The following is a 19,929-nucleotide window of genomic DNA, read 5'->3' as shown; positions in this document are numbered from 1 at the left end:
AGGAGGAACTGGACCCTGACCCACTGTGCTGTCTTTAAAAATTGTAGCAAGTTCTTCTTGAAACTCATCATTAAATATGAATGAACGATTCAATCGAAGAAACGTGAATAACTTGGCTCGTTTAATGCGTTTGACGATCGACGCTTCAGCGTCTGAGAGTTCAACTGGAGGATGCCATAAGGGAGGACGCATAAGGTTTCTTTCTTTTTCCCGATCGATGAGAATTTAACAGGCTTCTCAATTCACATATCATTTTCAGTCTTTTTTGTCAACTCCTAATACTGAACCGACGCCCTAGACAGCATTTTGCCTCCGCCATCAAATCCGCCTAAATTTTCACCGCTAAATGCTCTAAGTGCTGCTTACTGCATTCACTTAGAAGTCAACCGCAAAAAAGATGGCAATCCCGACTGGGGGAAATTGTCAGATTTAGCACGCGATTTAGAAACCAGTCCTCTTTATGTCTTTCACTACCTGAATAAATGGCTGCGGAAACAAGACAAACTTGAGTCCGTACCTATTGCCAAAATCCGCCTGTACCTAAATTTTTACTACTACTTTGAACCGGAGGGAAAAACCGTGAATCAAATGCGAGAACTGACCGAACTGTACCGCCGCTTTTATCGGGCAAAAAGTCAATATGCGAAAGCTAATGCGGTGCTGAAACCTATTGACGAAGCTGCTGATGTTATTCTGAAACTTGATAAATCTTTAGCCAACAATACTGAATCTTTAACAGATATTGTGGGGGGACGTTTATCAAGGCTGATGCATAATGTGCGGCGGCGGGCGGCGGAAGGAAAACCGACACTTACTTTTGTTGATGGGAAGTGGAAACCTGCTTTGAATTCTGAGGAAGAACGGCAAGCAATTTATGATTTTGCTAAGTATTTTGTGGAGGTGATTTTTGATGGGAGTTTAAAAGGCGATCGCGCGCGTTTAGCAGGCACTCAACTCAACTTAATCCGGGATACTTGCGATTACCTTTATCGCTTGGAAGATGACAAAGAACGCAGGGAGCGCAAGCAGGAGGAACCTGATGAAGTTCCCGAAACAGAAACACAATCCTCCTAAATTGTCCTTATTTTTGCAATCAACTTGTACTGGAGAAACAAACCATGAAATTTTTGAAAAGCCTCGATTCTAAATTTTTCCACGATGAAATTCCTGCAAAACCGATGGGAAAATATGCTCACTTCATCACCATTCGAGTCACCGAGTCTTACCCGTTATTTCAGACAGACGGCGAATTGAATAAAGCAAGGGTAAGTGCTGGAATTGAAGACAAAACGCACATCAGCCGTTTAGCAATGTTTAAGCGGAAACAGTCTACACCCGAACGTTTAACAGGACGGGAATTGCTGCGAAACTACAAAATTGGCGACTGGGAAAAGTGCGACTACAACGTTGATTTCAGCAAAACTACTCCTGATTGTATTTTGTACGGTTTTGCGATCGGCGATTCGGGTTCTGAGAAATCCAAGGTAGTTGTAGACACTGCTTATTCCATCACTCCTTTCGACGATTCTCACCTCAATTTCACCCTCAATGCACCGTTTGAAAGTGGAACAATGAGCCGTCAGGGGGAAGTTACCAGTCGCATTAACAGTCAAGACCACATTTTGCCTCAAGTTTTTTTTCCCAGCATTGTAACGTTGAAAGACCCGACAGAAACAGGTTTTATCTACGTTTTTAATAACATTCTCCGAACGCGGCACTACGGGGCGCAAACTACTCGCACGGGTCGAGTTCGCAATGAATTGATCGGAGTGATTTTTGCTGATGGCGAGATTGTTAGCAATCTGCGGTGGACGCAAAAAATCTACGATTTGATGAGCAGTGCGGGCAAAATTAATCCCCCAGATCCTCTCAATGAAGATGATGTTTTGACTCATGCGAATCGAGCAATTTCTGAACTGATGGATGGAGAGTGCATCTCGCACCGCGATTTTCTCGGCGAAGCTTTTAATAGCCTTTTGGCAGAAGTTAAATCGATTTCCAGTGATGAAACTAAACTGCAAGCAATGCTGACTCAAGCCAATACAGAATCAACAGCTTACGCTCAGAAAAATATCTTAAAGAGTTCTGAAAAAGGCAAGAAAGGTAAAAAAGCAGTTGCACCTACGGAGTAAAGATCGTGGCTTTTATTTACCGCTGTCAAATCGAGTTGCACGATAGCCTTTATTTTGCAACTCGCGAGATAGGGAGACTTTACGAAACAGAGCCTGTAATTCACAATTACGCGCTTTGTTACGCCCTCGGTTTGGTGGATAGCGAAATCTATTCCACCACCGTTTCTGAAGAACATTCCTATCGCTATTTCTGTCCCGAACAAGTTCCTAAATACGAGCCGCATTTAACGGCGCTCAACGAACAGGGGATTTATGTTACTCCGGGGCGTTCTATTTCTCACTCTTCCACTCTCAATACTTGGAAATACGCCAACAACAACTATCACGTTGAGATGGAGAAAACTCAGAAAAATATCCCTAGTTTTGGCAGAACCAAAGAAATTGCGCCGGAAAGCAAATTTGAGTTTTTCCTAATCTCAGATAAGTCTCTCAAACTGGCAAAGTGGATACGGTTGGGAAAGTGGATGAGCAAAGCAGCAGTTGAAATTGTAGAACAGAAGGAAGTGAAGCGATCGCCCTCAGAAACAAACTTCATTTTTCCCTATCTTCTCAACCCTTTAGATGTGATGTTTTCCCATCAAGTGATTAGCTACGATGTGATTAATATGCCTCCGGTTAGCCTCATCCAAAATGTCAAAATCCTAGGGCGATATTACGAGTTTGACAAACTCAAAATTCCGGCGTGTATGGAATACCGCTTTCGAGCCGATTAATAGGAGGCAGAGCCTCTAGAAATGCGTTCCCAGGTAGAACCTGGGAACGATAAAATTTAAACCAATTTTAAGCATTAACCATTAACCAATTATGCCACACAGCCTCGTCCTCAACATTCTTCCCCTGGCCCCAATTCCCCCCGGATACCTCACCGGAAGACACCTGCACGCCCTCTTCCTCACCCTCGTGAGCTCCGTTGACAAAAAACTCGGCGATCGCCTCCACGATGCCGCCGCCCAAAAATCTTTCACCCTCAGCCCTTTGCAAACTAAAAAATGCCCTTTCAAAAAACACCATTTCCTCCAATGGGAACACGCAGAACCGATTCCAGAACACACCCTCTGTTGGTGGCGGATTACTCTGCTTGATGACACTTTATTTGGCAAATTAACTAACCTTTGGCTGAATCTCAATCCGTCGAAGCCGTGGCATCTAGGGCCAGCCGATTTTATGATTACTAAGATTCTCGGAACGCCCCAAGTAGATCAGCCTTGGGCTAATGCTTGCGATTACTCTCAATTGTACGATCGCGCTTCCGAAACTAATCGTTTAATTGCCTTCAGTTTTGCGACTCCTACTACCTTTAGGCAGGGGAAATTTGATTCGGTGATTCCTACTAGAGATTGCGTTTTTAACAGTCTCCTCAGTCGGTGGAATAAGTACAGCCCGATCGCAATTCCCGATCTTTCCTTCGATGCACTTTTCTCGACATTTGTCAATATCCGAAGTGAAAAGTTGACTAACTATGAAAGCAATTTTGTCGGCATGGTTGGGGAGGTTAGTTATCGGATTTTGGGAGATGTCGAGCCTTTAGCGATCAAGCAAGTTAATGCTTTGGCTGATTTTGCTGTTTACTGCGGGGTGGGGAGGAAAACTCCGATGGGGATGGGAATGACTAGGCGAATAGTTGTTAAAAAATAACCGAATGCAGCAAAGCGATTTAACTGGTTCCTAGGCTCTGCCTGGGAACCGATATCCAGAGGCTCTGCCTCGCTTGCTTGCGGAGGAAAATTGGAGGCAGAGCCTCCGGTTCTGTGTTACCAGGCAGAGCCTGGGAACCAGTTAAATCTATTATAAACCCTTGGAATTATGAATGATTTTGATTACATTTCTATTGCATCTCTCAACCAATATTCCTATTGCGCTCACCGCTGTTGGCGGATGTTTTGTGCGGGCGAATTCGCGGACAATCAGTATACCATTGAAGGGACGAGCTTGCACGATCGCGTTCACACGATGGGCGAGATTAACCGCGATGAAACTTGGCAGGTTCGGGCAATTTGGCTGAAGTCTGAGCGCTACAAACTGATTGGTAAATCGGATTTGATTGAGTCGGCTGAGGGTGAGATTTATCCCGTGGAATACAAGCGGGGACGGAAGGGAGAATGGGATAACGACGAGTTGCAAGTTTGCGCTCAAGCGCTTTGTTTGGAGGAGATGACGGGGAAAACTATTGCGACTGGATATGTGTATTACGCGCAGTCGCATCAGCGGCAATTAGTGGAGATTTCTGAGGGGTTGAAACAGGAGGCGATCGCCACTATCACCGCTATCCAATTTTTGCTGCAAACAGGCACAATGCCTCCATCTAATTATAGCAAACGCTGTCAAGGTTGCAGCCTTTATCAGCAATGTTTGCCGCAAGCTGCTGAGAAAGTCCTGCGCTATCAAGAAGCTAATTAATCCAAACTACAAATTTAGGAGTCAATCGTGGGGACACTGTATATCAATCAAGATGATGTGTTTATTGGGAAAACAGATGAACGCCTCAATGTCAAGGCAAAAAATCAAATATTACAGGATGTGCCTTTGATTCATTTAGATGGAGTGGTGATTTTGGGACGGGCGACTATTTCCCCGGCGGCGATCGCAGAATTGCTACAACGGAAAATTCCTCTGACTTTTATCACCGATACGGGTCACTATTTGGGTAAGCTGGAACCGGAATTAAGTAAAAACATTTTCGTTCGCAATGCTCAGTGGAAAGCGGCAGGGGAAACTCCGCAAGCTATTCATGTTGTTCGGGGTTTTATTCGGGGTAAATTGAAGAATTATCGCAGCAGTTTATCTCAAACTCAGCGGGAACATTCGGAAATCAATTTAGCTTCGGCAATTATGCAGATTTCCAATGCGATCGCCAAACTTGACAAAACTGACAATATAGACTCCTTGCGCGCACAGGAAGGTGCTGGAAGTGCGGCATATTTCAGGGTTTTCAACCAATTAATTCGCGCGGAAGGCTTTGTGTTTCGACCGCGACACCGCCCTGCTACCGATCCGGTGAATTCTTTGATGAATTTTGCTTACACGCTGCTGCGTCACGATGTGCAAAGCGCGATTAATATTGTGGGATTTGACCCTTATTTAGGATACCTTCATATGCAGCGCTACGGCCGCGTGGGTTTAGCATTTGATTTGATGGAAGAGTTCCGCCCTTTGGTAGCAGACAGTATCATTTTGAATGCGATTAACCGCCGGATTCTGACGCTGAATGATTTTACTGTGGAACCTCTGAGTAATGTGGTGCGACTGTCGGAAACGGGACGGAAAGAGTTTCTGAAGTTGTATGAAAAGAAAAAGCAGTCTGAGTTTAAGCATCCTGTTTTGAAACGCAAGTGTACCTATCAAGAAGCATTTGAAATTCAAGGGCGGCTGTTGGCGAAATATTTGATGGGCGAAATTGACAAATATCCACCTTTAGTTTTGTACTAGATATGCACATTCTGATTTCTTACGATATTTCGGAAGACAAGCGGCGGACAAAGATTCACAAAATGCTGAAATCCTATGGGCAGTGGATGCAGTACAGTGTGTTTGAGTGTGCTGATTTGAGCGAGACTCAGTATGCTAAGTTGCGATCGCGCCTGAACAAAGTCATCAAACCGAACGAAGACAGTATTTTGTTTTTCCCGCTGTGCGCTTGCTGTCAGGGTAAGATCCAACGCATTGGTGGGGTAGTGCCAGCCGATCGCACTATATTTTTTGCTTAGTTTCCGTGAATGGGTAGGTGTTAAAATCGGGGTATCAAATTTTTCCGCTCAAACTCACGTGCAGCAAGAGTTTGATGCCCCTCCTCTGAAAAAACGCTTCACCGAAATTGTGAAAGCTTTACAGGATAAAGTTTTGGAGTGAGTATGAATTTTTTGGTATTGACAAGCCGCAGGCTGGAATGGTACTTTTGTTTGAGATTTACGGAACTGCACCTTGAAAACCAAATACAGCAAGGCTTCTGGAACGGGCTGGCCGGAAAAAACCTAAAACCCTATCAGGGATTGAAACTTATAACGCTTAGCTACTTCCTCAAGAAACCAGGCCGGAAAAAACCTAAAACCCTATCAGGGATTGAAACTTTCAAAACTTTAATTACCGCGTCTATAGCTTCAGCCGGAAAAAACCTAAAACCCTATCAGGGATTGAAACTAAAGATTGAGACATCAGGTATGTCTAATTCTATGCCGGAAAAAACCTAAAACCCTATCAGGGATTGAAACTAAACGCTTCCAAAGATTTAGCAGCAGCACCGCAACTCTGTGCCGGAAAAAACCTAAAACCCTATCAGGGATTGAAACGCAGAAAGGGATAGCGCTATAGCTAGAGTGAATTCGAGCCGGAAAAAACCTAAAACCCTATCAGGGATTGAAACTCACGACACTCAAGGAAAAAGCTACGAATTTGGGCCTGCCGGAAAAAACCTAAAACCCTATCAGGGATTGAAACTTGATTTTGGGTGATTTAGGCATTGGTTTTTATAAGCCGGAAAAAACCTAAAACCCTATCAGGGATTGAAACGGAACAATCGAACCCCCAAGAATCATTCATGAAGCCGGAAAAAACCTAAAACCCTATCAGGGATTGAAACTTGTTAGAAGCTAAAGTTTTATCAGCATTCCACGCCGGAAAAAACCTAAAACCCTATCAGGGATTGAAACATTCCAGGCAGCCACGGTAACGCAACTGAATTAGCCGGAAAAAACCTAAAACCCTATCAGGGATTGAAACATTCTACGCAATCATTTCCGTTTTTTTTATCGTAGGGGCCGGAAAAAACCTAAAACCCTATCAGGGATTGAAACGCCAGTGCCATCTTTTCGTGCCAGTTGCATCCGTGGGCCGGAAAAAACCTAAAACCCTATCAGGGATTGAAACCTGGTATTGGATTCCAGAGATTGACAAGTACGAAAGGCCGGAAAAAACCTAAAACCCTATCAGGGATTGAAACCGATAGCTGCATTCTTATTTGGAGAATGGGAACCGCCGGAAAAAACCTAAAACCCTATCAGGGATTGAAACTCCAAATCTCGCAGCAGCAGCTTATGAATCACCCAAGCCGGAAAAAACCTAAAACCCTATCAGGGATTGAAACAGATAAAAAAATCATGGTACTGGCAGGAGGATTAGTAACGCCGGAAAAAACCTAAAACCCTATCAGGGATTGAAACTCAATAAATTTATCTGGCAACCCACGGTATCTTTCAGGCCGGAAAAAACCTAAAACCCTATCAGGGATTGAAACTAAACTAGAACCAGGAATGCCCGTTAAAATAACACTGCCGGAAAAAACCTAAAACCCTATCAGGGATTGAAACTTTCCCGGTCAGCGCTACGGACACAGAATCGAAGGCAAGCCGGAAAAAACCTAAAACCCTATCAGGGATTGAAACCTTAAATTTTAAATGTGGATGTTTACGGCGAAGAATAACGCCGGAAAAAACCTAAAACCCTATCAGGGATTGAAACGAGATGAAAACCTTGCAATTTTATCTACCTGCCTACGCCGGAAAAAACCTAAAACCCTATCAGGGATTGAAACGATGAGGTGGAAGAATACCTCGCAAGCAATCAGATGAGGCCGGAAAAAACCTAAAACCCTATCAGGGATTGAAACCTGTTGCGATCGGAGCAAGCCAAATCCCTGACATTGAGGCCGGAAAAAACCTAAAACCCTATCAGGGATTGAAACGGCAGTGATCCAAACAAACCACCATCCCTTGCGCCGGAAAAAACCTAAAACCCTATCAGGGATTGAAACACGGGGTAAACCAGCATTGGGGCTACGATTTGCCCGCGCCGGAAAAAACCTAAAACCCTATCAGGGATTGAAACCGATTCCAACTCCAAGCCCGACTTGAGCGCCTTTTGGCCGGAAAAAACCTAAAACCCTATCAGGGATTGAAACCGACGAGCGAGTGGAAAGTATAATCTGCCATTTAAAGGCCGGAAAAAACCTAAAACCCTATCAGGGATTGAAACCCATGAAAGCAAAAAGTAAGACAACTACGCCAGAGCCGGAAAAAACCTATTTCCCCATCTAGGGCTTGAAACGCCCAAACTACAAAATTATTGGCTCAAAAATAGACTTCTCCTCTCTCTTTTTATCTCCTCCCATAACCTCAAACAATCGATCGACTACGCGCCTCCAAGTAAAATTTTCAGCAACAAAACCCGGGCCCGCAAACCTAGCTTTCGCAGCTATACCAGGCTGCTCGATCGCTATGCGCATCAAATCAGTCAAATGTTCCCACTCAGGAGCTAGGATAAATAAGGTTTCCCCATCGCTCGCCACAGCCGTCAATTTACTCTCAATCCGCAGTGCAAAGTCCGATCGCGTAAAATCATCCGTAGGGCCGCCCTGCGTGCAAATAACCGGCAAACCGCAAGCTGCAGCTTCCAACACCGGCAGATTAAAACCTTCTGCCAAATAGGGAGAAACATAAGCATCTGCTGCTTGGTAAAACTCAGCTATTTGAGCAAAAGATAGCTGGCTGCCAGTATAAATTAATCTCGGTAAAACTCTCGCTCTTTCGGCATCGTCGAGCACAACTCGGCTGGCTTCAGCAATCTCGTGTCTCGACGGATAAAGCAGTTCAGAACCTTTTAAAACCAATCTCGCATCTGGATATTTGTCAACTACCGCAGCGAAGGCTTTTAATAAAGGGCGAATACCTTTGCGATCCGTTTGCCCTCCGATGTTTAAAAATATAAAATAGTTTGACCAGCCAAAGCTTTGGCGCAGCGATTGACGCCGATCGCCCGAGACAGGATAATAAATCTTAGGATCGACTCCCAAAGGTACGACGGCTATGCGATCGGCTTCAACACCGCTGCGAATTAAGCCAGCTTTTGACCACGCCGACGGTGTAATAATTTTGGTTTCTGAATTAACCGGGGTTTGGGCGATCGACTTAACCCCCATCGCCTGCAATACTGTACTCGTAACAATCCCCCATTCTGTCGCTGCAAATACCCAAGTTGCGGCGCTGCTAGAGCCCGAGAAGTCCCACGGGCAGTACATTCGCAGGGTAACATCCGCTGACTGATTTGCGGCAGGGCTCTTAATGCTGCGGAGTAATGTTTCATTTGGGCGATCGAACAAACTAATTTTCGTCTCCCAAGCTGCGTCTATGTAAGGCATATCGCGGTGGAAAAGCTCAATTTGTCCTCGCGGGCGATTCCCTACGGGATAGCTGCGCCGCGCGTGCATTTCCAGCAGTTGAAATTGATTGGCTACGCAATAGGAATGATAAATAAAACGCCAGCCTTCAACAATAATCTGCAATTTAAAACTCCAGCTTTTGGGATTAAAAATTTAACTAACAATCAGAAATTGGTAATTAGCAACTAGCAAGCAGAAATTACCAATTACCAATTACCAATTCCTTACTTAATCACTTGCCAATCCATAATCCGCCACTGTCCGTCTTGGCGGATCAAGTCGTAGCGCACCCGGAGGTTTTCGTTGCGGGAAGAAACAAGCTGATCGCGATCGAACACTTCGGCTTTTTCCGCTACTTGGGCTTCTACTTGGGCGCGATCGGGATTAGTCGGATTCGTCTTAACTCCATTAACTTGCAGCTTGTGTACGTAACGCTGATGCGCGTTGTTTCGCTCTTGAGCGTCTGCCATCAATTGCCAGCGAGACAAAGCCGGTTCTGTCAGAACTTGCTTTAATTCTTCCACAGTGTGGTTGGGGCCCAAAGCCGCTGCTTTCGCCGACAGCCAGCCTTGAACTATTTGTTCGGCTGATTCTTCAGTGATTGCTCCCGACACGGGGGCCGCGGTGCCAGGCTCTGGGGCCGCAGAAACAGCCGGGATTTCTACGGGCGCTGCTTCCAGCCCGACGCGGGCTTGCTCTCCTTGCAGGGATGGGCCCGAGAGGGCTTGCATCGCGCTCGCCAACAGACTGAGTATGAACCACAGCAGTAAAAGGCTCAGGACACCTGCGACTAGAAACAGAGCCAGTCTGTTTCGAGGCATAGACTTGACTTGGGCGGAAATTTCTGCTGCCTTAGTGCGCGCCCGATCGACCAAATCGCCTGTTAGCGCCTTGCCTGTTGCTCCGCTGCGCCCTGAATGTTGGCGCCTGCGATGCTTGGAAGTTGAGTCTGCGGGCTGTCCCGCCGTAGCTGTCGGGAGAGAGACGGCGGCGAGCCCTGCTGCCGCAGCAGCCGTTGCCTGGAATTTCGGGCCTGAGGCTGCGGTTTCGGTCTCGGCCGGTACGGGGGTCAAGGTGACGGTACTAGCTCCCTGCGGGGCGGATGGTGGGGTTACTGCTGCGGGCGATCGGCCTGCTGTCGGTTGCAGCCGCGCCGCGGGCTTGCCCGAGCGGGGCTGCACCACGACCCATTCGTTGGCGGTTTCTGCGTCCTGTGGCAAAGCTTCTAGGTAAGCTTGTACTTTCGGGTCGGCAAAGTAATCTTTCAAAGAGACTGACTGGTTGGCCAAGTCGCGGAAGTGGGGAAACACTTCCTCTTGCAGCCAGTGTTCGGCGTACAAGCACAGTCCCGGCAACAAATCGGGAGAATCTTGGGAATGTTCGCGAATGAACGCGAGGGGTTCTTTTTCCGAACTGAGTTCGAGGGCTCTGCTGGCTTCTTCTGTCTGGCCCAGCAGCAGGGAACAAACGGCTTTTTCCAGGTGAACGTCTTGGCGGCGGCCGAGCTGCATCAGCATGAGCTTGGCGCGACGGATCATCGATGGCTGTCTGGCGGCAAATCCTTGGGCTAACAGGGTGTAGACCGAGAGGTAAGTTGCGACTGCGGAGGGGCGGCCGGCTTCGGCTTCAAATAGGGTCTGCTGCTCGCTGCTGGTTAGGTGTTTGCGCAATTGCTGCACGAAGCGGAGGAAGTCTTCTATTCCTAAACCCGATCGATCGTCTCCCGAGCCGTCGATACCGCCCCGTTCTTGAAGCATTTCTCGCAGGATTTGCAGTCCCCGGCGACGCTCGGCGACTTTTTCTTCAGGGAGGGATAGTAGCTCTAAAATGTTGTACGGACGGAGTTTGTATAGGTCGGCTTGCATTTCACCCCTCACGCTTGCAAATAGGCTTTCGCGCAGCAGCACTTCTTGGCCTGCTTCTAATGATTTTGCGGCATTTTCGTACTGACCTTGCTGCCACTGTTCGCGGCCGAGTTCTAGACAGGCAAGGCTGACGGTTAAAACTATATCTGGCCGCACGAGCTGGGGGTCGCCGAAACGACCTTCTGCGATCGCGATGCTGCCATTGTTAAGATACGGGCGACCCAGCTTCTGTACGAGTTCGTATTCCCCCAGTTCTTGCAGTATGAGCAGGGCTCCTACGAATTGGTTGTCATCGATTTCAATACTTGGAGTGTGGGGGTCGGGAGCAGCCTCTAAAGGCTTGGACTCTGCCGGAGCTGTTTCTCCTGCGTCTTGCAGGACTGTGGCCGTGCCTGCTGAGGTTTTCAACCTCTGGTGCTTGGCTTCCTGTGCGGCTTCCGACTCTCGATCGTAAGTTTTGGCTAAAAAACTGGCATCGTAAGCTTTGCGCTCGTCTGAGTCTGACAGAACGGCGCAGGCTTCATCGAGCAGTTGTTTGCGGGCCACGATCGCAACTTCGGAATACTCCCTGCGCGGAAGCTGTAAAGTTCGATCGCGGTGAGCCTGCTGCAACTGTTCGGCAGTAGCTTGAATCGGTAGACCCAAAATCCGGTAGTAATCTAGTGGAATTAACACTGTCCACTTCCCCAAAGCGCTAGCAACTGAATTAGCCTATCTTAAGTGAGATACTCCCGCAAACCAAATCAAAAATTCTGGTGTTGGCTTCCAACCGCCCAATTCACGGTATGTTGGAGTTACGGTAGAGATAATGTGATTTTTTTCCCTCTACAGGGTTTTACAGCAAGGAAAATGGAAAGCCCCACTGCCCCTGAGCTAAATGAGTTGTTTGACTCTTGAGCATTTTCGGGTTTGAGAGTAATGGAATTATATCATTCGTCGGCATGGGGTTTAGATGGGAGTTGGTTCTCCGAGTCCGGGCAATCGGCCCCGCCTGCCAAACTCATTTTAACAATTGGTGAACTGCTGCGGAGCAAAAGTGCGATCGTTTTCTGCTGCGGTTGTGTCCCATCTGGGTTTAAATTTAGATGTCTAGGAAGCCGATCGTCGGGTATTAATTATTTATGGTTCAGGAACGGACTTTACCAGTTTTTGACGCGCAAAGCGTAAACATTTCTCGGGATGAGGGCTTGATGCTCTACGAGGATATGGTCTTGGGGCGCTACTTTGAGGACAAGTGTGCTGAGATGTACTACCGGGGCAAAATGTTTGGTTTTGTCCACTTGTACAACGGTCAGGAAGCTGTGTCTACTGGCGTGATTCGATCGATGCGCCGGGATGACACCGATTACGTCAGCAGCACCTACCGCGATCACGTTCACGCTTTGAGCGCGGGCGTGCCGGCGCGAGAGGTAATGGCGGAGTTGTTCGGGAAGGAAACAGGTTGCTCGAAGGGCCGCGGCGGTTCGATGCATATGTTTTCGGCCGAACACCGACTGTTGGGAGGTTATGCTTTTGTGGCTGAGGGGATTCCTGTAGCTACGGGGGCGGCTTTTCAATCGAAGTACCGGCGCGAAGCTTTGGGCGATGAGAGTTCCGATGGGGTAACTGCTTGTTTTTTTGGCGATGGTGCTGCAAATAACGGGCAGTTTTTTGAGTGTTTGAATATGGCGGCTTTGTGGAAGTTGCCGATTCTTTATGTTGTCGAAAACAACAAATGGGCGATCGGGATGGCCCACGAGCGAGCTACTTCTGACCCGCTGATTTACAAGAAAGCTCATGCTTTTGGCATGGTTGGCGTCGAGGTTGACGGGATGGATGTTTTGGCGGTGCGGGAAGTGGCGAAAGAAGCTGTAGCGCGGGCGCGGGCCGGCGAAGGGCCGACTTTGATCGAAGCTTTGACTTATCGTTTTCGCGGCCATTCTTTGGCAGATCCCGACGAGTTGCGTTCTAAAGAAGAGAAGGAATATTGGTTCCCCCGCGATCCGATTAAGAAGTTGGCTGCTGATTTGATCGATCGAACTTTGGCAACTGCTGAAGAATTAAAAGAGATCGATAATAAGATTCAAGCAGTAATTGATGATGCGGTAGATTTTGCTGAGAAAAGCCCCGAACCCGATCCGAGCGAATTGTATCGATTTATCTATGCTGAAGATGAATAGTCTTTAGAGATATTTTGCGTGCGGTTGCAGCCTACAGGTTAACACCTGTGGCTGCACGGATTTCAAGCTATAATCAAAGGTAGACTTTCTAGACGAAAAGAGAGGCGATATGATAAATCTCGATCGCGATCGAAGTCAAAGCAGCAAAAATATCGGTGCAGTTCGAGTCAAAGTCAAGCTAACGAATGCCATTGATGAAGCCTTAGTGAGTCGAGGAGTGCTCAATCCAAATCTGTTGCGCGTGTACGAAGCAGAAGCACTCATAGATACTGGCGCAGTCAGAACTGCGTTACCTGCGGATGTAGTAGAGCAGCTCGGTTTAAGAATTCGGAGTCAGGAAATAGCAAAATATGCTGATGGCAGACAAGAAACAGTAGGATTGACTGAACCTGTTATCATTGAAATAGAAGGGCGCGAAACTATTGAGGCGGCAATGGTTTTAGGCGATATGGTGCTAATCGGTCAAACTGTGTTAGAAACTTTAGATTTGCTAGTAGATTGCCAAAATCAGCGTCTAATTCCCAATCCCGAAAATCCCGAAAAGCCTGTATTGAGAGTTTAATCTAAATCACGCTTAAATACCTCCTTTATTTATTATGTTCGAGTGCCGGTCGCGGCATGATGCCAGCATTTTTAATCAGCACATCTTCAACGGTTTACGCAGGCTTGTAGCTGTAGAGCCATTCTTGAAATTTATCTGGATTCATTTGCGACGGCTTCATCATTTCGCGGAATCTTGTCTCGCTCTCTGGCTTGTAGGAGACTTTCCCCTCATAGGCACTTTGAGTATAAATCGCTTCTAGGCGAGGGATGCGACTGTGCTCGTAAGCCTCCAGGGCGGCTTCAATGCTAGGTGCTGAAGAAAGGCATTCTGCAAGTTCGTAAGCGTCCTCAAATGCGCTGTTTGCTCCTTGCCCCAGAGATGGCACAACTGGATGAGCGGCATCTGCCAAAAGCGTTACTCTGCCAGAGCTCCAGCGTGGTAACGGGGTTCTGTCACAGATAGGTCGCTCCACAATGTCATCCGCAGGGGTTGCCTTGAGGATCGCCTCGACAGGCTCTGTCCACTCTGCAAATATCTCCAAAACACGAGCCTTGGTATCAGTTGCACGTTGACAAACAGAATCGTCTGTTAATAGTGCACCGGCACTCCAAAAGGTGTAACCGTCACCCACATCAATTAGGACGATATTTTTGCCATCGGGTGCCGTGATTAAGGTTGCTGACTCAGGAGATAACAATTCGTGGGGATATTGAATTACGGCACGCCAAGACATTCGACCGGCATAGAGAGGAGAACCATCACCGATTAGCTTTTGCCTCACGATAGAGTTGATGCCATCTGCCCCAATCAGCAAGTCTGACTGGACTGTTTTTCCATTTTCAAAATGAGTTTCAACACTGTTTTCATCCTGCTGAAAACCGATACATCGATGATTGAGATTGATAATATCTGGCGGCAGTACCGATGCGAGGATGGCTTGCAGACGCGACCACTGAATGTTCAACAGAGGTTGTCCATATTGCTGCATGGTCGTGAGCTGCTGCAATGCGATCGTCTCTCCGGTGCTTCGCTTCAGGGTAAGCGTTTTCACTTGGCTGCCTGCTTTTTTCAACAACTCAACGATCCCTGGGTGAATGGCGTCAATACTATTTAATCCGTTTGGGGTCAAGGTCAGACCTGCACCTATGGGTAGCAAAGCCTGTGCCCGCTCGTAGACTTGCACGTTAAATCCGTGTTTGAGCAGGGCGATCGCAGTTGCTAAACCGCCAATGCCACCTCCGACAATAGCAATGTTCATTCGATTGATTACCTTTCTTGAAACTTCTGATTTATTTTGAGGAATTGGATTTTTTGCATTAGTGCTAGATGGAGTTATAAAATCCTCAACCAGCCAATCACTAGAAGGAAGATTAAGTTTGCTGACCAAAACAACAGCAGTATCCATAGTAAGCCATGCGCGAGTCGATCGCCAACCTTACCGCTTGGAGCGCCGATGCTTCTTAAAAAGTGTTTACTTTGCCACAGTTGCCAAACTCGAAATGCGGTGTAAATGGGGCCGATGATGACTAATATACTAGAAGAAAAAACGCGACTGAAAATTTGCTCGCTGACAATTTGAATTGCCAAAACTAACAAATAGAATCCAAAAACAGCCCGCAGGTTGGGGTGACGTATCCACACCAAAAATGCAACTCCAGGCAAGAGCAAGCCAATCACGATCGCTACCTGGAGCCAAATCTGCACAAAGCTCCGCTCCGCCTCGCTGTAGTCGATCGTGGCTTGAATCGGCAGCAGATTTGCGACCATCAACCAACCGCTCATTAGAGTCAGGACTGTTGCACTGACAATAAATGAAAGTATCGTTTTCCAGGTCATGATGGGTCGATCGCGCCTGAGATGGATATAGAGCGATAAGTTAAATGGACAATGGTCTATCGTCCCATATTTCCAGCGGTACTGGCCGCAATCTTCCCGCTACTTCTACACTCGGCCAATTCGGATCGAATGTCAAATTTTCCAACGTTCCATCGCTGTGAATTACAAACGTATCCTCAATTTTTGCTCCTGACAAACTCGGATTCCAAGCCACAGCCATATTTTCTGCCAAAATATCTGAAGTAGCCGGATTCGCCACAATTTCCCGCGCCAAATATCCGGTAGTTCCGCCTTGATGGTGTTGCCTAATTGCTTGAGGATATCTGTGCTCTTCGTAGGCAGTTTTAAGGGTATCATAAACCGCATTTAACGATACTCCCGGCCGGCACGAATTCAGCGCGGCCGCTTCAATTTCTCTGACTTGTCGGTGCAACTCTGAATGCTTTTCTCCAAGAAAGTCGAAACTGACAAATCTGGTTAAATTTGCATACAAACCCCATCCCCTCGCGCAAAAGACTAACATTGCTTGCCGCCCAATTTCTTCGGCGGTTGCGGTGGCGTGGCGGTACAGCGGCAAACGCCTTTCTCCAGCAACTAATGTCAGGGCTGGATGCAAACCTCTGGCCCACAATGCCTCTGCACCGGCTCCCGCTAGCTGATATTCTGTCCATGTTGGTTTGGCTGCGGAAAGTACCTCTGTCATCGCTTCGCTGGCTAAACGCCCGACTCGCCGGTATCGCTCTAATTCGCTTGACATCATTGTCTGTTTGCGAGACTGTAAAGATGCGATTATTGGCGTTTCTTTGGGATAAATTGGCCGATCGCTCATCACGTTACCGCCACCAGTAATTTCTTTGACAAAAGCTTCGCGCTGTGAAACATCTGCCCAAGGATAGATGTGCATTTGAAAGTTGGCTGGCAATTCTTCATCTTGCAAGCGCTGGGCTTCGATTTCATCGGTGAGAACCCAAGCGTTTTCGGCGGTAATTAATATTTCTGCAACTCCGGTTTCTGCGGTTAGCAATACTGTATGGGAACCGCCGGCTGTGGCCCAAGCAAACCAGTCTGTACCGCGCAAGCGAAGGGCGATCGCTCCTGTTTCGGTTAAGGCTTTGCGGATGAATTCGAGTTTGCTGTCAACTTCTGGGTTTAATGAGTTTATCATCTGCTTTCTTGCATCTAAATTATATTTTTAGGGCGGGCGGGACACCCCACGAAGAAGGAAGAAAATCAATTATTTGAGTCAGCATTTCCTCAATCTAAAATCTAAAATCTAAAATCTAAAATAGATGGATGGATACGGCTTGCAATTCTTTAGCTTTTTCTTCGGGTAAAGCGTCGTTGGCAAACATTCCGGCGGCTAGTTCGGTTCCTGCTAGATATTTTAGCCGATCGCTCGATCGATAGGGCGGATAAAATTGGGCGTGCAAATGCGCTTCAGGATGCGGTTTCCCGTCTGTGGGCCCTTGAAACCAAGCCATCAAATAAGGGAACGGGCGGTGCCACAAACCGTCATATTTGAGGGTGACGGTTTTTAAGGCTTTAGCGAGTGATTGACGCTGTTTTTCGGTAAGATCGATAAACGTGGCAGTGGGGGCGATCGGGGCAATCCACACTTCGTAAGGATAGCGGGCGCAAGCGGGGACAAAGGCGATCGCCTCTTCGTCTAAATAAATAATTCGCTGTTTGTCAGCAATCTCTTTTTGAATCAAATCTTGCAGCAAACCGCTACTGTTTTTTTGATAGTAAACCGACTGACATTCTAACATCCGCGCTGGAACTGGTGGCACGAACGGGTAAGCGTAAATTTGACCGTGGGGATGGTGCAAAGTTACTCCGACTTCAACGCCGCGATTTTCAAAAGGCAAGACGTATTCTATTTCGGGATTGCTGCCAATCACTGAAGTGCGATCTGCCCATACTTCTAACAGCAATTCTAAGTGAGATAACTCCAAAGCGCCGAGGGAAGCCAGCGGATCTTGAGTGAAAACAACGACTTCGCAAATGCCCTTAGCGGGAAGAGTTTCCACAATACTTGCAGGTGCGTTTTTGGCCTGCAAAGTCAGCGAGGGAAAGCGGTTGTCAAAAACAGCTACATCGTAATCTCCCGGCGGCAATTCTGTCGGGAATTTGGGATTAATTGTAGCAGCTAGCGGGTTGTATTCCGGCGGCGGCATGAAAGTTCTTCCCTGACGGTGGCTGGCGTATGCTACCCATTCCCCCCGCAAAGGATGCCAGCGAAAGTGCGGGTTCGCCTGTACCGGTTCATTGCTGGGACTTACGGCCGCGATTCCTTCTGGGATTGGGTAGCGGCTGTAGAGTGTGAGTGGGCGGCCGTCTGGTTTTAGCAATGTTTGGACGTACATTTTGGTTGGGGCGGGCGATCGCTTTTAATATATTTTAGGAGTATAACTTCGTGCTTGGAGAATTGGCCCCTATCTAAAGTCGCAAATTATGTTAAAAAGATACTCGGCGGTTGAAACCGCGTCTACACAAACAAAGTCCGCCTGCGCGGACTGAAGAATAAAGGAGGTATTTAAGTGTGATTTGTTATGAGGAGTGCGATCGCACTTTCGTTAGTTTGTACCATTGCCATTGATATCGAAGTTTTCTATAATGGGAATCTCAGAAGGTGAAGAGGCTACTATTCGCAGATTGATATCAACTATGATTTGATTTTTATCAACAACTACATTGGCTTTTTTTATTAAGAATTTTATTGGTAAACAATCACCTGATTCAGGTTCGGGAGACGACTGAGTTTTATATCCTGCGTCCTCCAGCCATTCACAAATCTGCCTCCAGTTTTCTACCTTTTCATCAGCTTTGCCTACAAGATTTTTTACATATTGGTATAAAGTATTACAGAAATCTACGGCAATTCCCTTGGGGTTTTTACTGAGCCTTTCGGCAATTTCGGCGGGACTGTAGCCGCAGAGTAGACCCCGTAGATGTTGTTTCTCTGTGGGCGTGAGTCGCTTTCCCTTGGCGGATGCTAGGTCTGTGTAGAGGGTTTCTAAGTCCCAGTCGCGGGCAGCTTCGGGGAAGCGATCGTTAGAGGATGCCATTGCAGGGGATATGTTTCTGGATTTTTTATAATCAAAGTCTAACACGATTCCTAATGCTTATTAGTTTCTTTGTTAAAGGTAGTTAGGTTAGTATCAGGAAAAGCAGTATCGTGATTAATTTTACACAAGCAATTCGGGCAAGGCTCACTTCTTGCAGCGTAGAGTTTTCTCCAAAACAGAGTTATTAAGCCAAAGTATCTAAAAAATCGCCTATTTTTAAGATGTCGAAAAATCCGACTTAAAAATCAAACTTAGGAGTATTTTATGCCTTCATTCTATCCAGGTCAGAAAGCTAATGAACTTGCCAAGGAAGCTCAAAAGCGATTCGAGTTGGCGGTTGAAGATTTGAAAAGAGAAGAAGCAGCCACAAACAGATTAGCCGAAGAGTACGGTCAACTGCAACTGAATGTCATAAGAAGCACAATTAAGCGCTTTGTTACCTTCCTTGAAAATACTGGTCGGAAGGCTTCAGAAAGTGAAAAGCGGCTTTTAGAAGGGATGGATTTTTCAGTTCAGCAGATGAAGGAGTACAAAGCTGCAGCGGTAGGAGCAGAACAATATTTTATGGCTGGCGTTAAATCTGCTGGAGCAGCCGCAGCAGGTTACGGCGGTGCTATTGGTGCTGTTACTTCACTAGGAGCAGCAAGCACGGGAACCGCTATCTCAACTCTCAGCGGAGCGGCTGCTTGGAATGCAACTTTAGCATGGTTTGGCGGTGGAGCGATCGCGGCTGGTGGCGGTGGTATGGCTGTGGGTGCTGTTGTGCTAGGCGGTATCACCATTTTACCAGCTTTGGCTATTGGTGGCTTTTTTGCTGCTAGTGAAGGCGAGAAAGCGATGACAAAGGCGCGAGAGCATGAAGCTCAAGCAAATAAGGCGATCGCAGACATGAAACTTGCTAAGGACTTTGCTAAACAGGTAAGACAGCGGATAACTGAGTTGAGAGGAGTGTTTGAATCCATGAACACTCGTGCTGTTGAAGGTTTGACTCAACTAGAATCTCAGCCTTTTGATGCTAAGAGGGATGCTGAGAAGTTCCAACAGGTAGGACTTCTGATGAAGGGACTTGTAGAAATGTTGAAAACTCCTGTCTTAAATAATGACGGTAAGCTTAACCTCGGTACTGTGAAGGTTTTGGAGAAATATCGGATTTTACCAGGGAAATAGAAATCACCATC

At 47.0% G+C, this 19,929-nt stretch carries 17 protein-coding genes, 1 pseudogene and 1 CRISPR repeat array; of the genes and pseudogenes, 10 read left to right on the top strand and 8 right to left on the bottom strand.

Annotation, left to right across the window (positions count from 1 at the left end):
* A pseudogene (locus QUA54_RS15040) lies at positions 1-192 on the bottom strand (IS5/IS1182 family transposase); the annotation flags it as partial.
* A 114-nt stretch (positions 193-306) separates the two neighbouring features.
* Here QUA54_RS15040 and cas10d point away from each other — a divergent pair.
* From cas10d to cas2, 7 genes are all read left to right on the top strand, one after another.
* Complete coding sequence (cas10d, locus tag QUA54_RS15035) at positions 307-1,074, top strand: type I-D CRISPR-associated protein Cas10d/Csc3 (protein ID WP_333415256.1); 768 nt, start codon at positions 307-309, stop codon at positions 1,072-1,074.
* A gap of 44 nt (positions 1,075-1,118) precedes the next feature.
* Positions 1,119-2,132 (top strand): type I-D CRISPR-associated protein Cas7/Csc2, encoded by a 1,014-nt coding sequence (cas7d, locus tag QUA54_RS15030; protein ID WP_333415255.1) that lies wholly within the window; start codon positions 1,119-1,121, stop codon positions 2,130-2,132.
* Positions 2,133-2,137: 5 nt separating this feature from the next.
* The gene (gene cas5d / locus QUA54_RS15025) at positions 2,138-2,845 is read left to right on the top strand and encodes a type I-D CRISPR-associated protein Cas5/Csc1 (protein WP_333415254.1); all 708 of its coding nucleotides are present in this window, start codon (positions 2,138-2,140) and stop codon (positions 2,843-2,845) included.
* Positions 2,846-2,936: 91 nt separating this feature from the next.
* On the top strand, positions 2,937-3,767 hold the full coding sequence (gene cas6 / locus QUA54_RS15020) for a CRISPR-associated endoribonuclease Cas6 (protein ID WP_333415253.1): 831 nt from the start codon (positions 2,937-2,939) through the stop codon (positions 3,765-3,767).
* Positions 3,768-3,935: 168 nt separating this feature from the next.
* Positions 3,936-4,529: a CRISPR-associated protein Cas4 gene (cas4, locus tag QUA54_RS15015; RefSeq protein WP_333415252.1), complete on the top strand. Its 594-nt coding sequence runs from the start codon at positions 3,936-3,938 to the stop codon at positions 4,527-4,529.
* A 27-nt stretch (positions 4,530-4,556) separates the two neighbouring features.
* Positions 4,557-5,558, top strand: coding sequence for a type I-D CRISPR-associated endonuclease Cas1d (gene cas1d, locus QUA54_RS15010; RefSeq protein ID WP_333415251.1), 1,002 nt, complete (start codon positions 4,557-4,559; stop codon positions 5,556-5,558).
* A 2-nt stretch (positions 5,559-5,560) separates the two neighbouring features.
* Positions 5,561-5,836 carry a CRISPR-associated endonuclease Cas2 gene (cas2, locus tag QUA54_RS15005; RefSeq protein WP_333415250.1) on the top strand — a complete coding sequence of 92 codons (276 nt, stop codon included), beginning with the start codon at positions 5,561-5,563 and terminating at the stop codon, positions 5,834-5,836.
* A gap of 252 nt (positions 5,837-6,088) precedes the next feature.
* Positions 6,089-8,096: direct repeats of the CRISPR family, unit length 37 nt; unit sequence GCCGGAAAAAACCTAAAACCCTATCAGGGATTGAAAC.
* Positions 8,097-8,175: 79 nt separating this feature from the next.
* Here cas2 and QUA54_RS15000 read toward each other — a convergent pair.
* Positions 8,176-9,402, bottom strand: a complete 1,227-nt coding sequence (locus tag QUA54_RS15000) for a glycosyltransferase family 4 protein (RefSeq protein WP_333415249.1) — start codon at positions 9,400-9,402, stop codon at positions 8,176-8,178.
* Between the two features lie 101 nt (positions 9,403-9,503).
* Entirely contained in the window at positions 9,504-11,819 is a 2,316-nt protein-coding gene (locus QUA54_RS14995; protein WP_333415248.1) for an IMS domain-containing protein, read from the bottom strand.
* A 446-nt stretch (positions 11,820-12,265) separates the two neighbouring features.
* On the opposite strand from QUA54_RS14995, the gene pdhA reads away from it, so the two are divergent.
* Complete coding sequence (gene pdhA / locus QUA54_RS14990; protein WP_333415247.1) at positions 12,266-13,303, top strand: pyruvate dehydrogenase (acetyl-transferring) E1 component subunit alpha; 1,038 nt, start codon at positions 12,266-12,268, stop codon at positions 13,301-13,303.
* Positions 13,304-13,412: 109 nt separating this feature from the next.
* Complete coding sequence (locus QUA54_RS14985) at positions 13,413-13,865, top strand: retroviral-like aspartic protease family protein (protein ID WP_333415246.1); 453 nt, start codon at positions 13,413-13,415, stop codon at positions 13,863-13,865.
* A gap of 94 nt (positions 13,866-13,959) precedes the next feature.
* On the opposite strand, the gene QUA54_RS14980 is transcribed toward QUA54_RS14985, so the two are convergent.
* The 5 genes from QUA54_RS14980 to QUA54_RS14960 all read right to left on the bottom strand — a co-directional run bounded on the left by QUA54_RS14980 (position 13,960) and on the right by QUA54_RS14960 (position 18,751).
* A complete protein-coding gene (locus QUA54_RS14980) occupies positions 13,960-15,105 on the bottom strand; it encodes an FAD-dependent monooxygenase (protein WP_333415245.1) in 1,146 nt (381 codons plus the stop codon).
* A 74-nt stretch (positions 15,106-15,179) separates the two neighbouring features.
* On the bottom strand, positions 15,180-15,683 hold the full coding sequence (locus QUA54_RS14975) for a hypothetical protein (RefSeq protein WP_333415244.1): 504 nt from the start codon (positions 15,681-15,683) through the stop codon (positions 15,180-15,182).
* 40 nt (positions 15,684-15,723) lie between these two features.
* On the bottom strand, positions 15,724-16,848 hold the full coding sequence (locus tag QUA54_RS14970) for a M24 family metallopeptidase (protein ID WP_333415243.1): 1,125 nt from the start codon (positions 16,846-16,848) through the stop codon (positions 15,724-15,726).
* 115 nt (positions 16,849-16,963) lie between these two features.
* Positions 16,964-18,049, bottom strand: a complete 1,086-nt coding sequence (gene galT / locus QUA54_RS14965; protein WP_333415242.1) for a galactose-1-phosphate uridylyltransferase — start codon at positions 18,047-18,049, stop codon at positions 16,964-16,966.
* A 210-nt stretch (positions 18,050-18,259) separates the two neighbouring features.
* Complete coding sequence (locus QUA54_RS14960; protein ID WP_333415241.1) at positions 18,260-18,751, bottom strand: helix-turn-helix domain-containing protein; 492 nt, start codon at positions 18,749-18,751, stop codon at positions 18,260-18,262.
* Between the two features lie 264 nt (positions 18,752-19,015).
* Between QUA54_RS14960 and QUA54_RS14955 the strand changes: the two genes are divergently transcribed.
* Positions 19,016-19,918: a hypothetical protein gene (locus QUA54_RS14955; protein ID WP_333415240.1), complete on the top strand. Its 903-nt coding sequence runs from the start codon at positions 19,016-19,018 to the stop codon at positions 19,916-19,918.
* The last annotated feature ends 11 nt before the right edge of the window (positions 19,919-19,929 follow it).

It is taken from the genome of Microcoleus sp. MOSTC5 (assembly GCF_036701825.1).
Classification (GTDB): Bacteria; Cyanobacteriota; Cyanobacteriia; order Cyanobacteriales; family Microcoleaceae; genus Microcoleus; species Microcoleus asticus.
The sequence above is the reverse complement of the archived record's forward strand: the minus strand, read 5'-3'. Positions and strand labels throughout refer to the sequence as shown.